The organism is Streptomyces sp. NPDC026246 (assembly GCF_055567995.1).
On sequence record NZ_JBVHPJ010000004.1, the window covers coordinates 293712 to 309663 of the forward strand.

Here is a 15952-nt window from a genome sequence, read left to right on the forward strand (position 1 = left end):
CCGGCCCGGGCATCGAATGACCGACCGCCGAACGGGGGAGGTACGCGTGCACGGACCGGCATCGTCCGGCTGGCTGCTGGTGGCGCTCTGCGCGGTGACCGGCGCCTACTGCCTGGTGCGGATGCGCAGCGGGGCCGAGGGGGAGCGCGGCACCGCGGGCGGTGAGGCGCTGATGGGTTTCGGGATGGCCGTGATGGCGGTTCCGGCCGCGGTGTTCACTCCGCCCGCGTGGGCCTGGCCGGCGTACGCGGCGGTGTTCGGGGCGGCGGGCCTGCACGCGCTGTGGGCCGCGCGGGCCGGGGCGCACCACCTGCACCATCTGGTGGGAGCCGGGGCGATGGTCTACATGTCCGTCGTCATGGCGGGGTCCCCCGGCCACGCGCACGGCGGGGGCGGCTCGGGGATTCCACTGCTGACGGGGGTGCTGCTGCTGTACTTCGCCGGTTACGTGCTGCTGGCCGGGGCACGGCTGGTGCCGGTCGCGGCCGTGGCGGGGAGCGGCGGCGCGGGCCGGGGGACGGCCGCGAGCGGCTGGGGTGATCGGCCGGAGCTGGCGCGGGCCTGCCGCCTGTCCATGGGGATGGCGATGGTGGCGATGCTGCTGACGTTGTGACACCGCGCCGGTGCGTCCGGCCCGGACGGCGGGCGCCGGTGTCCGCGGGCGGCACCCGGTGCGCGCCGGCCGCTGCTCCCTGGCGGCGGGCCCGAGTCCGGCGACAGCCACGCGCGCACGGACTCGGCCGCCGTCGGGCGCGACGGAGACGGGTACGGCCGCCCGACGCCGGTTCGCCGGCCTTTCCGGCTCGGCGGCACCGAGGCTCCAGGCCCCACTCCCTCCCGAGGCCCCAGGCCCTCACGAGGCCCCAGGCCCCACGCCCTCCATGACCTCGCGGCTCCGAGTACCCGGAGGCCCGGGCCGACGGTTGTGGCATGCGCCGACGGCTGCGGATTTCGTTGCCTGCGTCACTTCGGCCCCACGAGCCGTACCGCCGGCAGGCACCGCCCTCATAGGCTGCGGCCATGATGCTCCCCGCGGCGCTGCTGCTGCTCGGCGCCCTGACGGCCGTGGCCGCTCCCCGGCTGCTCGCCCGGGCGGACTGGCCGGACCGCGAGCCCGTGGTGGCGCTGTGGGTCTGGCAGTGCGTGGTGGCGGCCGTCCTGGTGTGCTGCGCGCTGTCGATGACGCTGAGCGCGGCGGCTGCCTGGCACGCGGTCGGCGGGCACGTCTTCGCGACGGCGCCCGGCCCGGTCGTCGAGGCCTACGCACTCGGCACGGCGGGCACCTGGGCGGCGAGCACCGCGGTGACGCTGGCCTGTGCCGGGTTGTGGAGCGCGGCGATGCTGGTCCGCGAGATCGTCCGGGCCCGGGCGCGGCGCCGCCGGCGCCGCGCCGACCTCCTGGTCCGGGCCCCGCTGATGCCGGGCGAGGTGGCGGTCCCGGGCCGGCTCGTCGTCCTGGAGAGCGAGCGGCCCGACGCCTGGTGGGTTCCCGGAACCCCCGCCCAACTGGTCGTGACCACGGCGGCGTTGCACCGGCTGAAGGGCCGGCAACTGGACGCCGTCCTGGCCCACGAGCAGGGTCACGCCCGTGCCCGGCACGACTGGCTGCTGAACTGCTCCTCCGCCCTCGCGGGCGGCTTCCCGCAGGTGCCGGTGTTCGCCGCGTTCCGCGACGAGATGCACCGCCTGGTCGAACTCGCCGCCGACGACACGGCCTCGCGGCGCTTCGGCCGGCTGACCACGGCCCTGGCCCTGGTCGAACTGAACGAGCACCGGGGCGTGTTCGGGCCGTGCCCGACGCCGCAGGCCCATGTCCCGGCCCGGGTGCACCGGTTGCTCACGCCCCCGGACCGCCTGTCCCCCTCGCGGCGGCTGCGCCTGACGGCGGCGGCCGCGCTGGTTCCGGTGGTGCCGGTGCTGGTGGCGTTCGTGCCGGGGCTGCGCGCGCTGGGCTGACCGGGGCCCGGCCGGGGCGGGGCCGGGTGGACGGGAGGCGTCCGGGACCGGTCGTCCGGGTGGCGGGAGATCGTCCCCGCGCTGGTTTCGGAACCCCGGGTTCGGCGACTATCGCTGTATGCACACCTCGTCCGTCGACTCCCCGCCCCGCCCGCAGCACCACGTCACCGCCACGCTCGCCGGTGCCCTGGCCGTGTGCTCGGCCCTGCTGCTGACCCTCGTCGCGGCGAGATGGAGTCCGCTCGTGACGGCGGACGGCGACATCGCGGCCACCACCCATCGCTGGGCGGTCGAGGAGGGCGGTGTCACCCAGGCGTGCCGCATCCTGACCGACTGGGTCTGGGACCCGTGGACGATGAGGCTGCTGTGCGCGGCCGTCGTCGTGGCGCTGGTGGTGCGGTTCGCGGCGCGCTGGACGGCGGTGTGGCTGGCCGTGGCCGTGGCGTTCGGCACGCTGCTGCAGCAGGGCGTCAAGGCGGCCGTGGACCGGCCTCGCCCCGTGTGGCCCGATCCGGTCGACTCGGCCCACTACGCGGCCTTCCCGTCGGGCCACGCGATGACCGCCACCGTGGTGTGCGGACTGCTGCTGTGGCTCCTGCACCGCCACGGCGTCACCCGCGCGGTGTGGCGTACGGCCCTGGCCGTGGCCGTCGTCTCCGTGGTGGGCGTCGGGATGACCCGGATCTGGCTGGGCGTGCACTGGCCGTCGGACGTGATGGGCGGCTGGCTGCTGGGCGCGACGGTCGTGGCCCTGGCGGTGTGGGCGCACACCCGGTGGCAGCCGGGGCGGCTGGACGAGCGGGACTGAGCGGGTCCCCGCCCCGCTGGTCACCGACCGCCCGGCCCCGTCACGCCCCGAGGGCGTCGGCCGCCGGGCTCCCGGAATGACCGACGGGCGTAGGGCAGTGCCTCGTAGGATCGCCCCATGAACGCCGTGCTGTTCGACTTCTCCGGGACCCTCTTCCGGGTCGAGTCCACCGACGCCTGGCTGCGCGGGGCGACGGCGGGCAACCGGTCCCCGCTCTCCGAGGCCGAGTTGACCGCCGCCGCACGGGCTCTGGAGGCGGTCGGGGCGCTCCCCGGCGGTGGGGATCCGGCCCGGATCCCGGAGGAACTCGCCGAGGCCTGGCAGGTCCGTGACCGCAGCGCCGCACTGCACCGGGCCGCCTACACCGGCCTGTCCCGCCAGGTTCCGCTGCCCGATCCGGCGCTGCACGACGCGCTGTACGACCGGCACATGACCCCGGCCGCCTGGACCCCCTACCCGGACGCCCCGGAGGTGCTGCGGGCCCTTCGGGAGCGCGGCATTCCGGTGGGGGTGGTCAGCAACATCGGCTGGGACCTCCGGCCGGTCTTCCGCGAGCACGGCCTGGACCGCTACGTGGACACCTACGTGCTGTCGTTCGAGCACGGCATCCAGAAGCCCGATCCGCGGCTCTTCGCGACCGCGTGCGAGGCGCTGGGCGCCGATCCCCGCAGGACGCTCATGGTCGGGGACAACCGCGTGGCGGACGGCGGCGCCGGCGCCCTGGGCTGCGCGGTGCACTTCGTGGACCATCTGCCGGTGGCCGACCGGCCCGCCGGGTTGCTGCCCGTCCTGGAGCTGGTGAGCTGACCCCCCGCGGGCGTGGGCCCGGTGTTCGGCCGAGAGGTGGTAGCCCGAGGCGACCACTGGGGCGTTCGCACGTCTGCCTCGGACGATCCCCCGCGTCGCCCGAGGCAGACGGCATTGCCGGCCAGGACCGAGCGGGTCCGGCCGGACACCTCCGAGTATAGTTGGCTGGCAGCCAGTCAACGCAGGAGTTACAGGATGTCCCCGCGCAGCGCCTCGGTCAATGAAGAGTTGCGGCGGCGTTCCCGGGAGCGGCTCCTGCAGGCGGCGGTCGAGCTCGTGAGCGAGCGCGGCTACGAGGCCACCACACTCGGCGACATCGCGGACCGGGCCGGCTCGGCGCGCGGTCTGGTGTCGTACTACTTCCCGGGCAAGCGGCAGTTGGTGCAGTCCGCCGTGCACCGGCTGATGCACCGCACGCTGGAGGAGGCGCTGGAGCGCGAGCCGCGCACCGACGACGGCCGGGAGCGGATGGCCCGGGCCATCGACGCCGTCCTGGGCCTCGCCCGCGACCGGCCGGTGCTGATGCGCCAGCACATGGCGGGGATCCTGGACACCGAGGGCTTCATGCAGTGCCCGGAGCAGCGCCGGCTGGCGGAGCTGCTGCGCGACACGATGGCGCGGCACGGTTCGCGGGACGTCGACAGCGACTACCCGATGATGCGGGCCCTGCTGATGGGCGCGGTGTACGCGGCCCTGGTGCCGGGCGCGCCGATGCCGGTCCCGGTGCTGCGGGCCGAGTTGTTCAAGCGCTACCGGCTCGACTGGGAACTGGGTCTCCCGCCGGAGACCGGAGCCTCCGGCGGGAGCGGCGACGACGATCTGTCGCGGTTCTTCGCGACGGGGGCCGCACCGCGGTGCGGCCCGGCGGATCAGTCGAAGTAGTCGGGCTGGGTCTGCACGTTGAGCTCACGCTGGTGGACCCGGCGGGCCGGATCCGTGCGCCGGTCGTCGACCTTCAGGACGTCGAAGCCCCGGGCGATCTCGTTCGAGTAGATGTAGCCGTTGTAGTAGTACGCCGACCAGGAGCCGGCCGTCGTGATGGTGTCGGTGGTCAGCGGGCCGCGGTCGAAGTAGGCGATCTCCTTCGGCCGGTCCGAGTCCGTGAACTCCCAGACGGAGACACCGCCCTGGTACCAGGCCTGGACCATGATGTCCCTGCCCCTGACCGGGATGAGCGAGCCGTTGTGGGCGACGCAGTTCTCGGTGTCCGCCTGGTGGCGGGGGATCTTGAAGTAGCTGCGGAAGACGAGCTTGCGCTTGTCGCCCTTGCCGACGACGTCGTAGATGCCGTCGGCACCGCGGTCCGGGCCGACCTCGGCGTTGCAGGTGGCCGCGCCGCCGCCGCCCAGCTCGTCGGTGAAGACGACCTTGTCGGCCCTCTGGTTGAACGTCGCGGAGTGCCAGAACGCGAAGTTCACGTTGTCCTGGACCCGGTCGATGACCTTCGGGCGTTCCGGGTCCTTGATGGAGAAGAGGATGCCGTCGCCCATGCAGGCGCCCGCCGCCAGGTCCTCGGAGGGGAGCACCGTGATGTCGTGGCAGCCGGTGGTCTTGGAGACCCCCGGGTTGACCGGGCCGCCCGGGTTGCCGCCGCCGTCCGGGCCCTCACCGGGGAACAGCACGGGGAAGCCGACGACCGCGGCCTTCTCGGGGGCGTGGCGCGGCACCTTGATGACGGAGATGCCGTCGTGCGGCGGCTGGCAGTCGGGGTAGGCGGCGTTCGGCGAGTACGAGGAGACGTACACGTACACGTTGCGGCGCTCGGGCACCAGCGTGTGGGTGTGCGAGCCGCAGGCGGTCTCGACGGCGGCGACGTACTTCGGGTTGCGCTTGTCGCTGATGTCGAAGACCTTCATGCCCTCCCACGAGGACTTCTCGGTCGCCGGCTGGGTGGTGCTGGAGCAACTGCTGTCGCTGCGCGAGGAGTCGGTGGACAGGAACAACAGGTCGCCGGAGACGGAGATGTCGTTCTGCGAGCCGGGGCACAGGACTTCGGCGACGGTCCGCGGTGCCCGGGGGTTGCTGATGTCGAAGATGCGGAAGCCGTCGTAGTTCCCGGCGAACGCGTACCTGCCCTGGAAGGCGAGGTCCGAGTTCGTGCCCTTCAGGACGTCCTTGGGGACGTGCGCCACATGCCGGATGTTGTCGGAGCGGACGATCTCGTCCTGGCCGGGTATGTCGCCGTTCCGGATGGCGTCGCGCACCTCGGCCTGGGCGTTCCTGGACACCTCCTTCGGCGCGGGCGGCGCGTCCCCGGGGTCGGGGGTGGCCCCTGCCGGAGCAGCCGTGAGGAGCGCGGCCAGCAAGCCGCCGGCGGCTGCGACGACTCCCAGTCGTCTGCGGCGTGTTCTGCGGTCGTTCAACAGGATCACTGTTTTCCTCCCTGGTTCCGTTCACTGCGGAACGGTTCACGCACCACGCAGTATCGTCTTCGCCATGCACATACCAATAGGGGGCAACAGAATCGCAATGAAGTTTTGCGATCAATGACCCGCGGAAGCGTGCCAGTACGCCGTCCGCAACACGAGGTGCGCCCCAACCCGCCCGCCCCAGGAGGTCGTTGTGCTCTTCCGCCGTGCGTCCCGTACGTCCCGCGCGTCCGCCGTCGTGACGGGGCTGGTCGTCCTGACCGTGCTCGGCGCGGGAGGCTGCGACTCGGACTCGGACGGTGAGGCGGCGGCGGACGGTCCGGCGGTGATCGCGCCGGGCGAGCCCGGTGAGGCCAACCGCACCCTCTCCCCCGAGGAGGCGGCGGACCGGAGCACGGAGAACGACTCCCCCAACTCGGCCGACGTCTCCTACGTCCGCATGATGATCGAGCATCACGCGCAGGCGCTGGAGATGACCGGGCTCGTGCGGGGACGGGCCGAGTCGAAGGACGTCGCGCGCATCGCCGAGCGCATCGCGGCCGGGCAGAAGCCCGAGATCGAGGCCATGAAGGGCTGGCTGAAGTCGTACGGCAAACCGCTGAAGGCCGAGCGGCACGACCACGCGGCGATGCCCGGCATGGCGACCGAGGCCCAGCTGAAGAAGCTCCGCGCGGCCGAGGGCGGCGCGTTCGACCACCTCTTCCTCACCCTGATGACGACCCATCACCAGGGCGCGATCACCATGGCCACGGAGGTGAAGGGGCAGGGCAACAACATCCGCGTCGAGGAGATGGCCGACGAGGTGATCGCGCAGCAGACGAGCGAGATCACACGTATGCGGAAGATGCTCTGAGCGGCTCGCCCGGCGCCCGTCCGGGTGAGGGCCCGGCCGGCTGCCGTGCGGTCCGGCAGGTCAGCGCCTGGCGCGGCGCGCCGGCAGCAGTCCGGCGTCCCTGGCCTGGCCGATCAGCCGGAGGGAGGTGCGGCGGCCGTGGCCGGTCGCGGACATCACGGCGAGGACCGGGTCGGTTCCGGACCGTTGGGCCGCGCGGTACTCCCGGGCGACGAGCTGCCGGCCCTCGGCGCCGCGCGGGGGCACCGGCCGGGCCCGGCGGCCCGGGCCGTCTCCCCCGCCCTCGGGCCCGGTGGCGCACGCCCCGGCGACCGACTCCTCGATCCAGTCGGCGAGCACGGCCAGATCGTCCAGGGTCAGCGCGGGCTGGGCGCGCACCTCCTCCACGCAGACGGTTCCGCCGGCCACCAGTACCAGCGCGTCGACACGGGCTCCGTCCGCGAAGGCCAGACGGAACTCGAACCAGCGCGTGGCGCCCGCGCTCTCCCGCACTTCCCACGCGGGGCGCACGGACACCGCACCGTCCGCCGGAGAGCGATCAGAAAGATGAAGAAAGGATGCTTCGAGCACACACGGAACGTAACCGCATGATCACATTCCCTACAGATCGGACACGCGCCCCCGGCGACGCACTGCACCCTGTCAGCGGAGCCGCGACGGCGCCGCACGCGCGCCGCCGGACGCCCGGACACCCTTCGCGCCGTCAGTCCGCGAGGCGGGCGGTCTGCCGGTCCGCGGCCTCCAGCAGCGCGTCCAGCAGGCCGGGGAACAGGGCGTCCAGATCATCGCGCCGCAGTCCGTTCATCTTGGCGGTCCCGCGGTACACCTGCCGGACCACCCCGCTCTCCCGCAGCACCCGGAAGTGGTGGGTCGTGGTCGACTTGGTCACCGGCAGTTCGAAGTGGGAGCAGGACAACTCCCCTACCGCGGCGGCCAGTTCCCGCACGATGCGCAGCCGCATCGGATCGGACAGCGCGTGCAGCACACCCTCCAGCCGGACCTCGTCCCGTGCGGGATGCGGCAGAGCACGGCTACTCACGGCGGGGGTCGTCACGGCGGCCTCACTTCCTCGGGGCCTCCCATGGTACGAGAACCTTCGTAGTTTGACACTCGCCGTACTACGAGGTCTATCGTACGAGTCGACCTCGGCCCCTGACGAACGGAGTCCGCCGTGACCGCGCTCTTCGAGCCCCTCACCCTGCGCGATGTGACGATCCCGAACCGCGTGTGGATGCCCCCGATGTGCCAGTACTCGGCCGCTCCGGAGGGCCCGGAGGCCGGCGCTCCGACCGACTGGCACTTCGCCCACTACGCCGCCCGCGCCACCGGCGGCACGGGCCTCGTCGTCGTCGAGGCCACCGGCGTGTCCCCGGAGGGCCGCATCTCGCCCTACGACCTCGGCATCTGGAACGACACGCAGGTGGCGGCCTTCCGCCGGATCACCCGCTTCCTGCGGGAGCAGGGCACGGTCCCGGCGATCCAGCTGGCCCACGCCGGCCGCAAGGCGTCGACGGAGCGCCCTTGGAGGGGCGGCGCCCCGGTCGGCCCGGAGGGCCACGGCTGGGACCCGGTCGCCCCGAGCGCGATCGCCTTCGACGACCGGCACCCGGTCCCGGCCGAGCTGACGGCCGAACAGATCGGGGACGTGGTGCGGCAGTTCGCGGACGCGGCCCGCCGCGCGCTGGCCGCCGGCTTCGAGATCGCGGAGATCCACGGCGCCCACGGCTACCTGATCAACGAGTTCCTCTCGCCGCACTCCAACCACCGCACGGATGCCTACGGCGGCTCCTACGAGAACCGCACCCGCTTCGCGCTCGAGGTCGTCGACGCCGTCCGCGCCGTCTGGCCGGACGACAAGCCCCTGTTCTTCCGCGTCTCGGCGACCGACTGGCTCGACGAGGGCGGCTGGACGGCGGACGACACCGTCCGTCTCGCCGGCGATCTGCGCGCGCACGGCGTCGACCTGCTGGACGTCTCCACCGGCGGCAACGCCTCCGGGGTGCACATCCCCACCGGCCCCGGTTACCAGGTGCCCTTCGCCGCCCGGGTCCGCAACGAGACGGGTCTGCCGGTCGCCGCGGTCGGCATGATCACCGAAGCGGAGCAGGCGGAGAAGATCCTGGCCAACGGCGAGGCGGACGCCGTCCTGCTGGGCCGCGAGCTGCTGCGCAACCCCTCGTGGGCCCGGCACGCCGCGCGGGAGCTCGGGGGTGAGGTGCACGTGCCGGACCAGTACCACCGCTCGGTCTGAGCCGGCCTCCGCACCCGCCGTCGACCGGCCGCGCACGCCCCCCGGGGCGCCGGCGCGGCCGGTTTCGGCGTTCCCCAGCGAGCGTTCGACCACCGGGACACCCGACCGGGACCGGCCGGACGGACGGCCGGATGTGGTCTGTGCGAAGCGTTGACCAGAAAGCGCTTACCGTCTACGTTCCGTTCAGCGGGTTGACCCGGATGTGCCTCAGCGGGGCACCTGTCGCGCCCTGCCCGACCCCAGGAACTGCACATCGTGGCCTAGGCAGGCGCACGCCGGGACACACGCGCAACCGCACAACGGACGACAGCATGACCATCGTTCATGTACATGAAGCACCCGAACCTGATCCGCCCCCACGACAGAAGGAATCGGGACCATGACGTCTGCGACCCGACCACGCGCCCGCGGGCGCGCACTGACCGGCACACTGGCCACGCTCGGCCTCACGGTTGGCATGATCATGACCACGCAGGCCCCGGAGGCGAGCGCCGCCACCTGGCCCACCCCCAACGGCAGCCAGGGCACCTCCTCCACCATCTCGGTGTCCGGCACCAAGGACTACGGGATGAAGCGGTACTACGGCACCGGCGACCTGGCCGGCGACGGCCAGGAGGAGGGCCAGGACCCCATCTTCCGGCTCGCGGACGGCGCGGTGCTGAAGAACGTCGTCCTGGGCGCCCCGGCCGCCGACGGCATCCACTGCGAAGGCAGTTGCACGCTGCAGAACGTCTGGTGGGAGGACGTCGGCGAGGACGCCGCGACCTTCCGCGGCGGTACCGGCGCCACCTACCACGTGATCGGCGGAGGGGCGAAGAAGGCGGCGGACAAGGTCTTCCAGCACAACGGCGGTGGCACGCTCAACATCTCCAACTTCGCCGTGCAGGAGTTCAAGACGCTCTACCGCTCCTGCGGCGACTGCTCCACGCAGTACACCCGCAAGGTCAACCTCAACACCATCGACGTGACCGGTACGGGGTCCACCGCGCGGCTCGTCGGCATCAACGTCAACCGGAACGACGTGGCGACCCTGCGCGGCATCACGATCCGCAACGACTCCGCGCGCAAGGTCGTCCCCTGCCAGAAGTACAACAACAACACCGCGGTCGGGTCCGGCCCGGACAGCAAGAACTGCCTGTACTCCACCTCGGACATCACGTACCGCTAGTCCGGGGAGACTTCCCCCCACGGTGACGGCGGCCGTGCGGAGCGCCCCGGCGGGCGTTGCGCACGGCCGTCCACGCTGTTGCCTCCGCCCCGTCCCGACCGGTCGGACCGTCCGGGTCGAGCCGTGCGGGTCGGCCTGTGCGGGTCGAGCCGTGCGGGACGAGCCGTACGGGTCATGTGCCGCGCACGCGCGCGTGCACCGCCCTGGTCAACTCCCACTGGTAGGCGGTGTAGGCGGCGCGCAGTTCGTCCCCGGGCCAGTCGGCCGGCAGGAGTTCCGGGGGCAGCACCGGGTCGGCGAGCAGATGCCGGACGACCGCGGCGTACACGGAGAGGCGGTCAGCGGGCCGGTCCGCCCCGGCGATGTGGGCCAGGAGGTCCCGGGCCGTGCCGTACCAGGTGTCCAGCGGCCACAGCGACGCGGCGAGTTCGCGGGCGGGGCGCTCGGGACGGGCCGTGTACCGCTGGACGACCTCACCCAGGTCCGTGGGGAGTTCCCGGGCGAGATTGGCGGGCCTGAGCCAGACGCCCTCGCGCAGTTCGGCCAGCCGCAGGCCGGTCAGCCGGGCCCTCAGGTCGGCGCGCTCGGCGGGCCCCCGGCCGGTCGCGGTGACGACGGCCATCTCCCAGTCGCCGTCCCACGCGCGCGTGCGCGGCCGTACGGCGTCGTCCTGGCGGCGCTGACGGTCCAGCAGGCGGTCGTTGAGCCGGTAACCGGCGTCGGTGCGCCGCAGATCGCCGGCGGCCACCATCCGGCTGAGCGCCGCGCGCAGGGTGGAACCCCCGACGCCGAACCCCTCGACGAGCGGCACCAGCTCCCGGGCCGCCAGCTCCGGGGGGTGCGTGCCGAGCAGGAGGCTCAGCACGACCGACCGCGCGGACAGGGGGCGCAGACCGAGCGCGCCGGACCGCGCGGGCACGTTCCTGGGCATGGTCACGTACTGTACGCGGCGACCTCCGCTGTTGCACTATTGCTGCGACCGCAGACGAAGTGCAACACTCGGGCATGGTCTCGACACCGGAGGAACCGCGGGCGTACGGCTCACCCGCCACGCACGACGTCACCAACCAGGCCCCGCCCCTCAATCCGTACGACGCCTCCGAGGACGCGGCCCTGCTGGAGGGGCTGCGGCGGGAGGGCGCCGGCTGGGCCGAGGCGGACCTGCGGCGGCTCGGCCGGCAGGCCGGCAGCGTCCAGGCGCAGGAGTGGGCGGATCTGGCCAACCGGCACGAGCCGGAGCTGCGCACGCACGACCGGTACGGCAACCGCGTCGACGAGGTCCGCTTCCACCCGAGTTGGCACCACCTGATGCGGACGGCCGTCGCGGAGGGGCTGGCGGGGGCGCCCTGGGCGGACGGCCGGCCGGGCGCGCACGTCGCCCGGACGGCCGGCGGCCTGGTCTGGGGCCACACCGAGGCCGGACACGGCTGCCCGACGTCGATGACGTACGCGGCAGTCCCCGCCCTGCGCCGCCAGCCGGAGCTGGCCAAGCTCTACGAGCCGCTGCTGACCAGCCGCGAGTACGACCCCGCCCTGCGCGAGCCCACCGAGAAGCGGGGGCTGCTCGCCGGCATGGGGATGACCGAGAAGCAGGGCGGTTCCGACGTCCGCACGAACACCACGACGGCCACACCCACGGCCGAGCCCGGGGTGTACACCCTGCGCGGGCACAAGTGGTTCACCTCCGCGCCCATGTGCGACGTGTTCCTGGTGCTGGCCCAGGCCCCGGAGGGCCTGTCCTGCTTCCTGGTACCGCGCGTGCTGCCGGACGGCTCCCGCAACACGTTCCGCATCCAGCGCCTGAAGGACAAGCTGGGCAACCGGTCCAACGCCTCCTCGGAGCCCGAGTTCGACGGCACGGTGGCCTGGCTGGTCGGCCCCGAGGGACAGGGCGTCAAGACGATCATCGAGATGGTCAACTGCACGCGTCTGGACTGCGTGATGATGTCGGCCGCGCTGATGCGCAAGTCCCTCGTGGAGGCGGGGCACCACGCGCGGCACCGCAGGGCGTTCGGCGCACGGCTGCTGGACCAGCCGCTGATGCGCAACGTACTGGCCGATCTCGCGCTGGAGTCGGAGGCCGCGACGGCGCTGACGGTGCGGCTGGCCGGGGCGGCCGACCGGGCCGTCCGCGGGGACACGCGGGAGAGCGCGTTCCGCCGGATCGCCACGGCGGTGGGCAAGTACTGGGTGACCAAGCGGGGTCCGGCCTTCACCGCCGAGGCCCTGGAGTGCCTCGGCGGCAACGGCTACGTCGAGGACTCGGGCATGCCCCGGCACTACCGCGAGGCCCCCCTGCTGTCCATCTGGGAGGGCTCCGGGAACGTCAACGCGCTCGACGTGCTGCGGGCGCTGGGCCGCGAACCCGGCACGGCCGACGCCCTGTTCGACGAACTCGCCCTGGCACGCGGCGCGGACGCCCGGCTGGACGCGGCGGTGGCACGGCTGAGGCAGCAGCTGACGGAGGCGACACCGACGACGGCACGCCGCCTCGTCGAGGAGATGGCCCTGGCGCTCCAGGGCTCGCTGCTGGTGCGGCACGCCCCGCCCGCGGTCGCCGACGCCTTCTGTGCGACCCGGCTCGGCGGCGACTGGGGGCACGCCTTCGGGACACTGCCGGAGGGGGCGGCTCTCGACGCGGTGGTGGAGCGGGCGCTGCCCGGGCACTGACCGACAGTCAGCCAACCAGCAGACAGATTGCGCACAGTCACCCCCTGCTTCCGCTTCGTTGTCGGTGCCGTGGTGCAGACTCCCCGTCAGTCGGCACTTCGCGCCTGGGGAGGACAACGTGTTCAGGGGGATCGACGAGGTCGACTGGGCCTCGCTGCGGCACGCGGACGGCAGTGCGGGCGATGTGCCCGGGCTGCTGCGGGGACTGGCCTCCGCCGATCCCGCCGAGCGGGAGACCGCGCTCGACGGGATGTACGGCGCCGTGCACCGACGGGGGGAAATGTACGACGCGACGCTCGCGTGCGTCCCGTTCCTCCTCTCGCTCGCCGTCCGCGAGGAGGTGCCGGACCGGGCGGAGGTGGTGGAACTCCTCGTCAGCATCGGGGACCTCGGCGGTGACGGCGACGCGCTCGCGGCCCGGGCCCGGGCCGCGCTCCGCGCGCGTGCCGAGTTGTTCGTACGGCTCGCGGGGGACGCCGACAGCGGGGTGCGCCGGGTGGCGCCGGGGGCGCTCGTGCGGTTCCTCGACGGGCCGGCCCGGGTGCTGTCGCTGCTGCGGGAGCGCATCCTCGTGGAGCGGGACGACCGGGTGCTGACGGCCCTGGCGGAGGCCCTCGGCCTGTTCGTCCGGCGGCACGGACACGCCGCGGCGGCCCGGTGGCCCCGTCGGCACCGGTTACGCCTCGGCCCCGATCACGGCGCCGAGGCCGTGCGCCTGCTGGAGGCGCTGAGCGGGCCCCCGTACGGCCCGGCCCTGCGGCTCGCCGCCCTCGGCCAGCTCGCCGGGTGCGCCCCCGAGCGGCTGCCCGGCGACCTGGTCCAGGTCGCCGTCGGGCTGCTCAGGGAGAGATCCGGTCGGCGGGCGGTGGCCGGCCCTGCCTGCGGCGATCCCGGTCCCGAGACCCTCGCCGGGCGGCTGCGGCGGCTGCGTCCCTCCGACGAGGAGGGTTCCCGGCTGCTGCGCACACTGCACTGCGCGCTCGGGAGCCGCGTGGCCGACCGGTCCGAGCTGCTGTGCGGGCAGTTGACCAGCCCCGACGCCCTCGACCGGTGCAACGGGGTGTGGATGGCGGCCGGGTTCTTCCGGAAGTGGCGCGACGGTCACGAGCGGCCGGTCGCCCTCATCGGTGCGCAACTCGGGTGCCGCGAGGACCGGTTGCACGATGCCGCGGTGACCGTCCTGGCGGAGTTGCACGCCCTCGCGGCGCCCGCCGCAGGGCCTCTCCACGCCCTGGTGACGTCCCGCCCCGAGTTCCGCGTACGGCACGGCGAGCGGGGCGGCCCCGCGCTGGGCGGTGCGCTCAAGGCCCTCGCGAGAGCGGGGGACGTGCGGGCCACGCCGGTGCTGGCCGAGGTGCTGGCCGGCCCGGTCGTGCCGCACGATCTCGGCCGGGTCATACCCCACCTGGGCCGGGCGGCCGCGCCCCTTGCCCCGGCCCTGCGACGGCGGCTCGCCCGCGTGCCGCCGGACAGCCCCCGCACCCACGAGCAGGCCGTCCCCCTGCTGACGGCACTCGGGTCCCTGGGCGACGTCTCGTCCCTGCCGGAGGTTCTGCGGCTGCTGCGCGGCATGCCGGAGCGGGCGCGGGGCCGTGAGGCTGTCGTGCACGCGGCGGTCGCGGCCCTGGGTGCCTTCGGTGGGCCGGCGCGGGAGGCGGTCCCCGACCTGCGGGCGCTGCTGGTGACCGGTTGTGCCGGCGCCGCCGCGGAGGCGCTGTGGTCGGTCACGGGGGACGCGGACGCGGTCGTGCCCACGCTGCTGCGGGAGGTGACGGGGCCGGGGCGGGACCGGCGGCGACGCGCGGCGGCCGTCCTCGCCCGGCTCGGACCGGCGGCCCGTCCGGCCCTGCCGGAACTGCGCCGCATGGCAGGCTCCGGCGACCCGTTGGACCGTGCGACCGCAGCGTGCGCGGTGTGGCGGACCACGGGTGAAGCGGACCGGGTCCTGCCCGTCCTGCGCGCCGGATGGACCGACCACCCGCACACGCGCGTGGTGATCGCCGGGTGCGCCGCCGCCCTGGGGCCCGGAGGCACGCCTCTGCACGACCTGCTCCGCGAGGAAATCGCGTCTCCCCGACGGCACAGGACCGACCTGGCAGGCGGCCGCGCCCTCCACGAGGACCTGGTGCTGCTGCGGCTCTGCGAGGAGGCGTTGGGGGCGGCGATGTAATCGCGTCGGGGGCCGGGGCGCGGCGCGTCACGGGCTGTCGGGCCCTGGGAGAGGAGAGGTTCCGCTGTGCGTCACGGGTCGCCGCGGCGTCAGGGGGACGGGAGCTGCGGCGTGTCACGGGTTCGTCCGGACCTCGACGGGGCGAGGGTCGGCGGCGCTTCGGACCCGCTCCCGGCAGGACGGGTCCTCACCCCGTCGTGCGGCCCCACAGCGGGCCGAAGCGGGCCCACTCGGCGTCCCAGGAGTCGATGCGGCGGCGCTCCAGGCGGCGGCCCACCGCGCCGCCGAAGAGCAGCGGCACGGTCGCGGCGCAGACGCCCGCCACCCCGCCCGTCAGCACCGCGCGGAAACGTGCCTGGGACGCGGACAGCGGGCGGGTCACCTGGCGGCCCTCCGGGTCCGTCCACACGGTGACGGGCGTCCCGGCGGGGGTGCCCGCCGGGACCCGGAGGCTGCCGGTGTGCCCGGAGCCGTCGGGCGCCGTCCATCGCGCCGTCGCCCAGACCTGGTCGGCACGCGACGCGCCGCGGTCCCGGGCCGCCGCACCGGGAGCCCGCTCGTCGAGGCGGGCCACCGCAGGGCGCCACTCGACGCGCTCACGGGCCAGCCCCTCCTCGACCGAGCGGCTCACCCTCGTCCCGGCGAGCACCCCGGCGACGACGGTGAACGTCCACACGCCCAGCAGGACCCAGGCCTCCAGCCTGTCGGCCGGGCGTTTGAGCGGATTTCGGCGCCAGCGCCACAGCCACACCGTCGGACCCCGCAACGCCATGGAAGGCACCTCCTCACCGGCGGCCGGCGAAGCCGCCGTCCTCCCCATACGCGCCGGGGCGTGCCGATGCTCAGTGCATGTACCCGGGTGGCACGCGTGACACTGCCGCGGCTCAGGTCGCGACACCC

The 15952-nt window shown here is 74.0% G+C and carries 15 protein-coding genes; 10 read left to right on the plus strand and 5 right to left on the minus strand.

Features of this window, described 5'->3' with window-relative positions; all coding sequences use genetic code 11:
* Nucleotides 1–46: 46 nt before the first annotated feature.
* From ACZ4M5_RS13300 to ACZ4M5_RS13320, 5 genes are all read left to right on the plus strand, one after another.
* Nucleotides 47–613, plus strand: a complete 567-nt coding sequence (locus ACZ4M5_RS13300) for a DUF5134 domain-containing protein (protein ID WP_467736073.1) — start codon at nucleotides 47–49, stop codon at nucleotides 611–613.
* A gap of 407 nt (nucleotides 614–1020) precedes the next feature.
* Entirely contained in the window at nucleotides 1021–1956 is a 936-nt protein-coding gene (locus tag ACZ4M5_RS13305; RefSeq protein WP_467736075.1) for a M56 family metallopeptidase, read from the plus strand.
* 118 nt (nucleotides 1957–2074) lie between these two features.
* Entirely contained in the window at nucleotides 2075–2764 is a 690-nt protein-coding gene (locus ACZ4M5_RS13310; protein WP_467736077.1) for a phosphatase PAP2 family protein, read from the plus strand.
* Nucleotides 2765–2881: 117 nt separating this feature from the next.
* A complete protein-coding gene (locus ACZ4M5_RS13315; protein WP_467736079.1) occupies nucleotides 2882–3571 on the plus strand; it encodes an HAD family hydrolase in 690 nt (229 codons plus the stop codon).
* A 195-nt stretch (nucleotides 3572–3766) separates the two neighbouring features.
* Nucleotides 3767–4453: a TetR/AcrR family transcriptional regulator gene (locus ACZ4M5_RS13320; RefSeq protein WP_467736081.1), complete on the plus strand. Its 687-nt coding sequence runs from the start codon at nucleotides 3767–3769 to the stop codon at nucleotides 4451–4453.
* Here the strand turns inward: ACZ4M5_RS13320 and ACZ4M5_RS13325 are convergent.
* The gene (locus tag ACZ4M5_RS13325) at nucleotides 4441–5943 is read right to left on the minus strand and encodes an LVIVD repeat-containing protein (protein ID WP_467736083.1); all 1503 of its coding nucleotides are present in this window, start codon (nucleotides 5941–5943) and stop codon (nucleotides 4441–4443) included. The two genes, ACZ4M5_RS13320 and ACZ4M5_RS13325, sit on opposite strands and share 13 nt — an antisense overlap.
* Before the next feature lie 190 nt (nucleotides 5944–6133).
* Here ACZ4M5_RS13325 and ACZ4M5_RS13330 point away from each other — a divergent pair, with 190 nt between their 5' ends.
* Nucleotides 6134–6793, plus strand: coding sequence for a DUF305 domain-containing protein (locus tag ACZ4M5_RS13330; RefSeq protein ID WP_467736085.1), 660 nt, complete (start codon nucleotides 6134–6136; stop codon nucleotides 6791–6793).
* 60 nt (nucleotides 6794–6853) lie between these two features.
* On the opposite strand, the gene ACZ4M5_RS13335 is transcribed toward ACZ4M5_RS13330, so the two are convergent.
* Together ACZ4M5_RS13335 and ACZ4M5_RS13340 are read right to left on the minus strand one after the other, a co-directional pair.
* Nucleotides 6854–7309, minus strand: a complete 456-nt coding sequence (locus tag ACZ4M5_RS13335; RefSeq protein ID WP_467736087.1) for a DUF6214 family protein — start codon at nucleotides 7307–7309, stop codon at nucleotides 6854–6856.
* 187 nt (nucleotides 7310–7496) lie between these two features.
* A complete protein-coding gene (locus ACZ4M5_RS13340; protein ID WP_467736089.1) occupies nucleotides 7497–7847 on the minus strand; it encodes an ArsR/SmtB family transcription factor in 351 nt (116 codons plus the stop codon).
* A gap of 117 nt (nucleotides 7848–7964) precedes the next feature.
* Here ACZ4M5_RS13340 and ACZ4M5_RS13345 point away from each other — a divergent pair, with 117 nt between their 5' ends.
* Together ACZ4M5_RS13345 and ACZ4M5_RS13350 are read left to right on the plus strand one after the other, a co-directional pair.
* On the plus strand, nucleotides 7965–9044 hold the full coding sequence (locus ACZ4M5_RS13345) for an NADH:flavin oxidoreductase/NADH oxidase (RefSeq protein ID WP_467736091.1): 1080 nt from the start codon (nucleotides 7965–7967) through the stop codon (nucleotides 9042–9044).
* Nucleotides 9045–9423: 379 nt separating this feature from the next.
* Nucleotides 9424–10212, plus strand: coding sequence for a pectate lyase (locus tag ACZ4M5_RS13350; RefSeq protein WP_467736093.1), 789 nt, complete (start codon nucleotides 9424–9426; stop codon nucleotides 10210–10212).
* A 172-nt stretch (nucleotides 10213–10384) separates the two neighbouring features.
* On the opposite strand, the gene ACZ4M5_RS13355 is transcribed toward ACZ4M5_RS13350, so the two are convergent.
* On the minus strand, nucleotides 10385–11143 hold the full coding sequence (locus ACZ4M5_RS13355; RefSeq protein ID WP_467736095.1) for a PaaX family transcriptional regulator C-terminal domain-containing protein: 759 nt from the start codon (nucleotides 11141–11143) through the stop codon (nucleotides 10385–10387).
* Between the two features lie 74 nt (nucleotides 11144–11217).
* Between ACZ4M5_RS13355 and ACZ4M5_RS13360 the strand changes: the two genes are divergently transcribed.
* A complete protein-coding gene (locus tag ACZ4M5_RS13360; RefSeq protein ID WP_467736097.1) occupies nucleotides 11218–12882 on the plus strand; it encodes an acyl-CoA dehydrogenase family protein in 1665 nt (554 codons plus the stop codon).
* 118 nt (nucleotides 12883–13000) lie between these two features.
* Nucleotides 13001–15052, plus strand: coding sequence for a HEAT repeat domain-containing protein (locus ACZ4M5_RS13365; protein ID WP_467736099.1), 2052 nt, complete (start codon nucleotides 13001–13003; stop codon nucleotides 15050–15052).
* A gap of 187 nt (nucleotides 15053–15239) precedes the next feature.
* On the opposite strand, the gene ACZ4M5_RS13370 is transcribed toward ACZ4M5_RS13365, so the two are convergent.
* A complete protein-coding gene (locus ACZ4M5_RS13370) occupies nucleotides 15240–15824 on the minus strand; it encodes an Rv1733c family protein (protein ID WP_467736101.1) in 585 nt (194 codons plus the stop codon).
* Nucleotides 15825–15952: the final 128 nt, after the last annotated feature.

What these genes read in the sequence shown, in the direction of transcription:
- ACZ4M5_RS13305 (WP_467736075.1), top strand. Translation starts at nt 1,021, where the DNA reads ATGATGCTCCCCGCGGCGCTGCTGCTGCTCGGCGCCCTGACGGCCGTG.
- ACZ4M5_RS13310 (WP_467736077.1), top strand. Translation starts at nt 2,075, where the DNA reads ATGCACACCTCGTCCGTCGACTCCCCGCCCCGCCCGCAGCACCACGTC.
- ACZ4M5_RS13315 (WP_467736079.1), top strand. Translation starts at nt 2,882, where the DNA reads ATGAACGCCGTGCTGTTCGACTTCTCCGGGACCCTCTTCCGGGTCGAG.
- ACZ4M5_RS13320 (WP_467736081.1), top strand. Translation starts at nt 3,767, where the DNA reads ATGTCCCCGCGCAGCGCCTCGGTCAATGAAGAGTTGCGGCGGCGTTCC.
- ACZ4M5_RS13350 (WP_467736093.1), top strand. Translation starts at nt 9,424, where the DNA reads ATGACGTCTGCGACCCGACCACGCGCCCGCGGGCGCGCACTGACCGGC.
- ACZ4M5_RS13355 (WP_467736095.1), bottom strand. Translation starts at nt 11,143, where the DNA reads ATGCCCAGGAACGTGCCCGCGCGGTCCGGCGCGCTCGGTCTGCGCCCC.
- ACZ4M5_RS13360 (WP_467736097.1), top strand. Translation starts at nt 11,218, where the DNA reads ATGGTCTCGACACCGGAGGAACCGCGGGCGTACGGCTCACCCGCCACG.
- ACZ4M5_RS13370 (WP_467736101.1), bottom strand. Translation starts at nt 15,824, where the DNA reads ATGGCGTTGCGGGGTCCGACGGTGTGGCTGTGGCGCTGGCGCCGAAAT.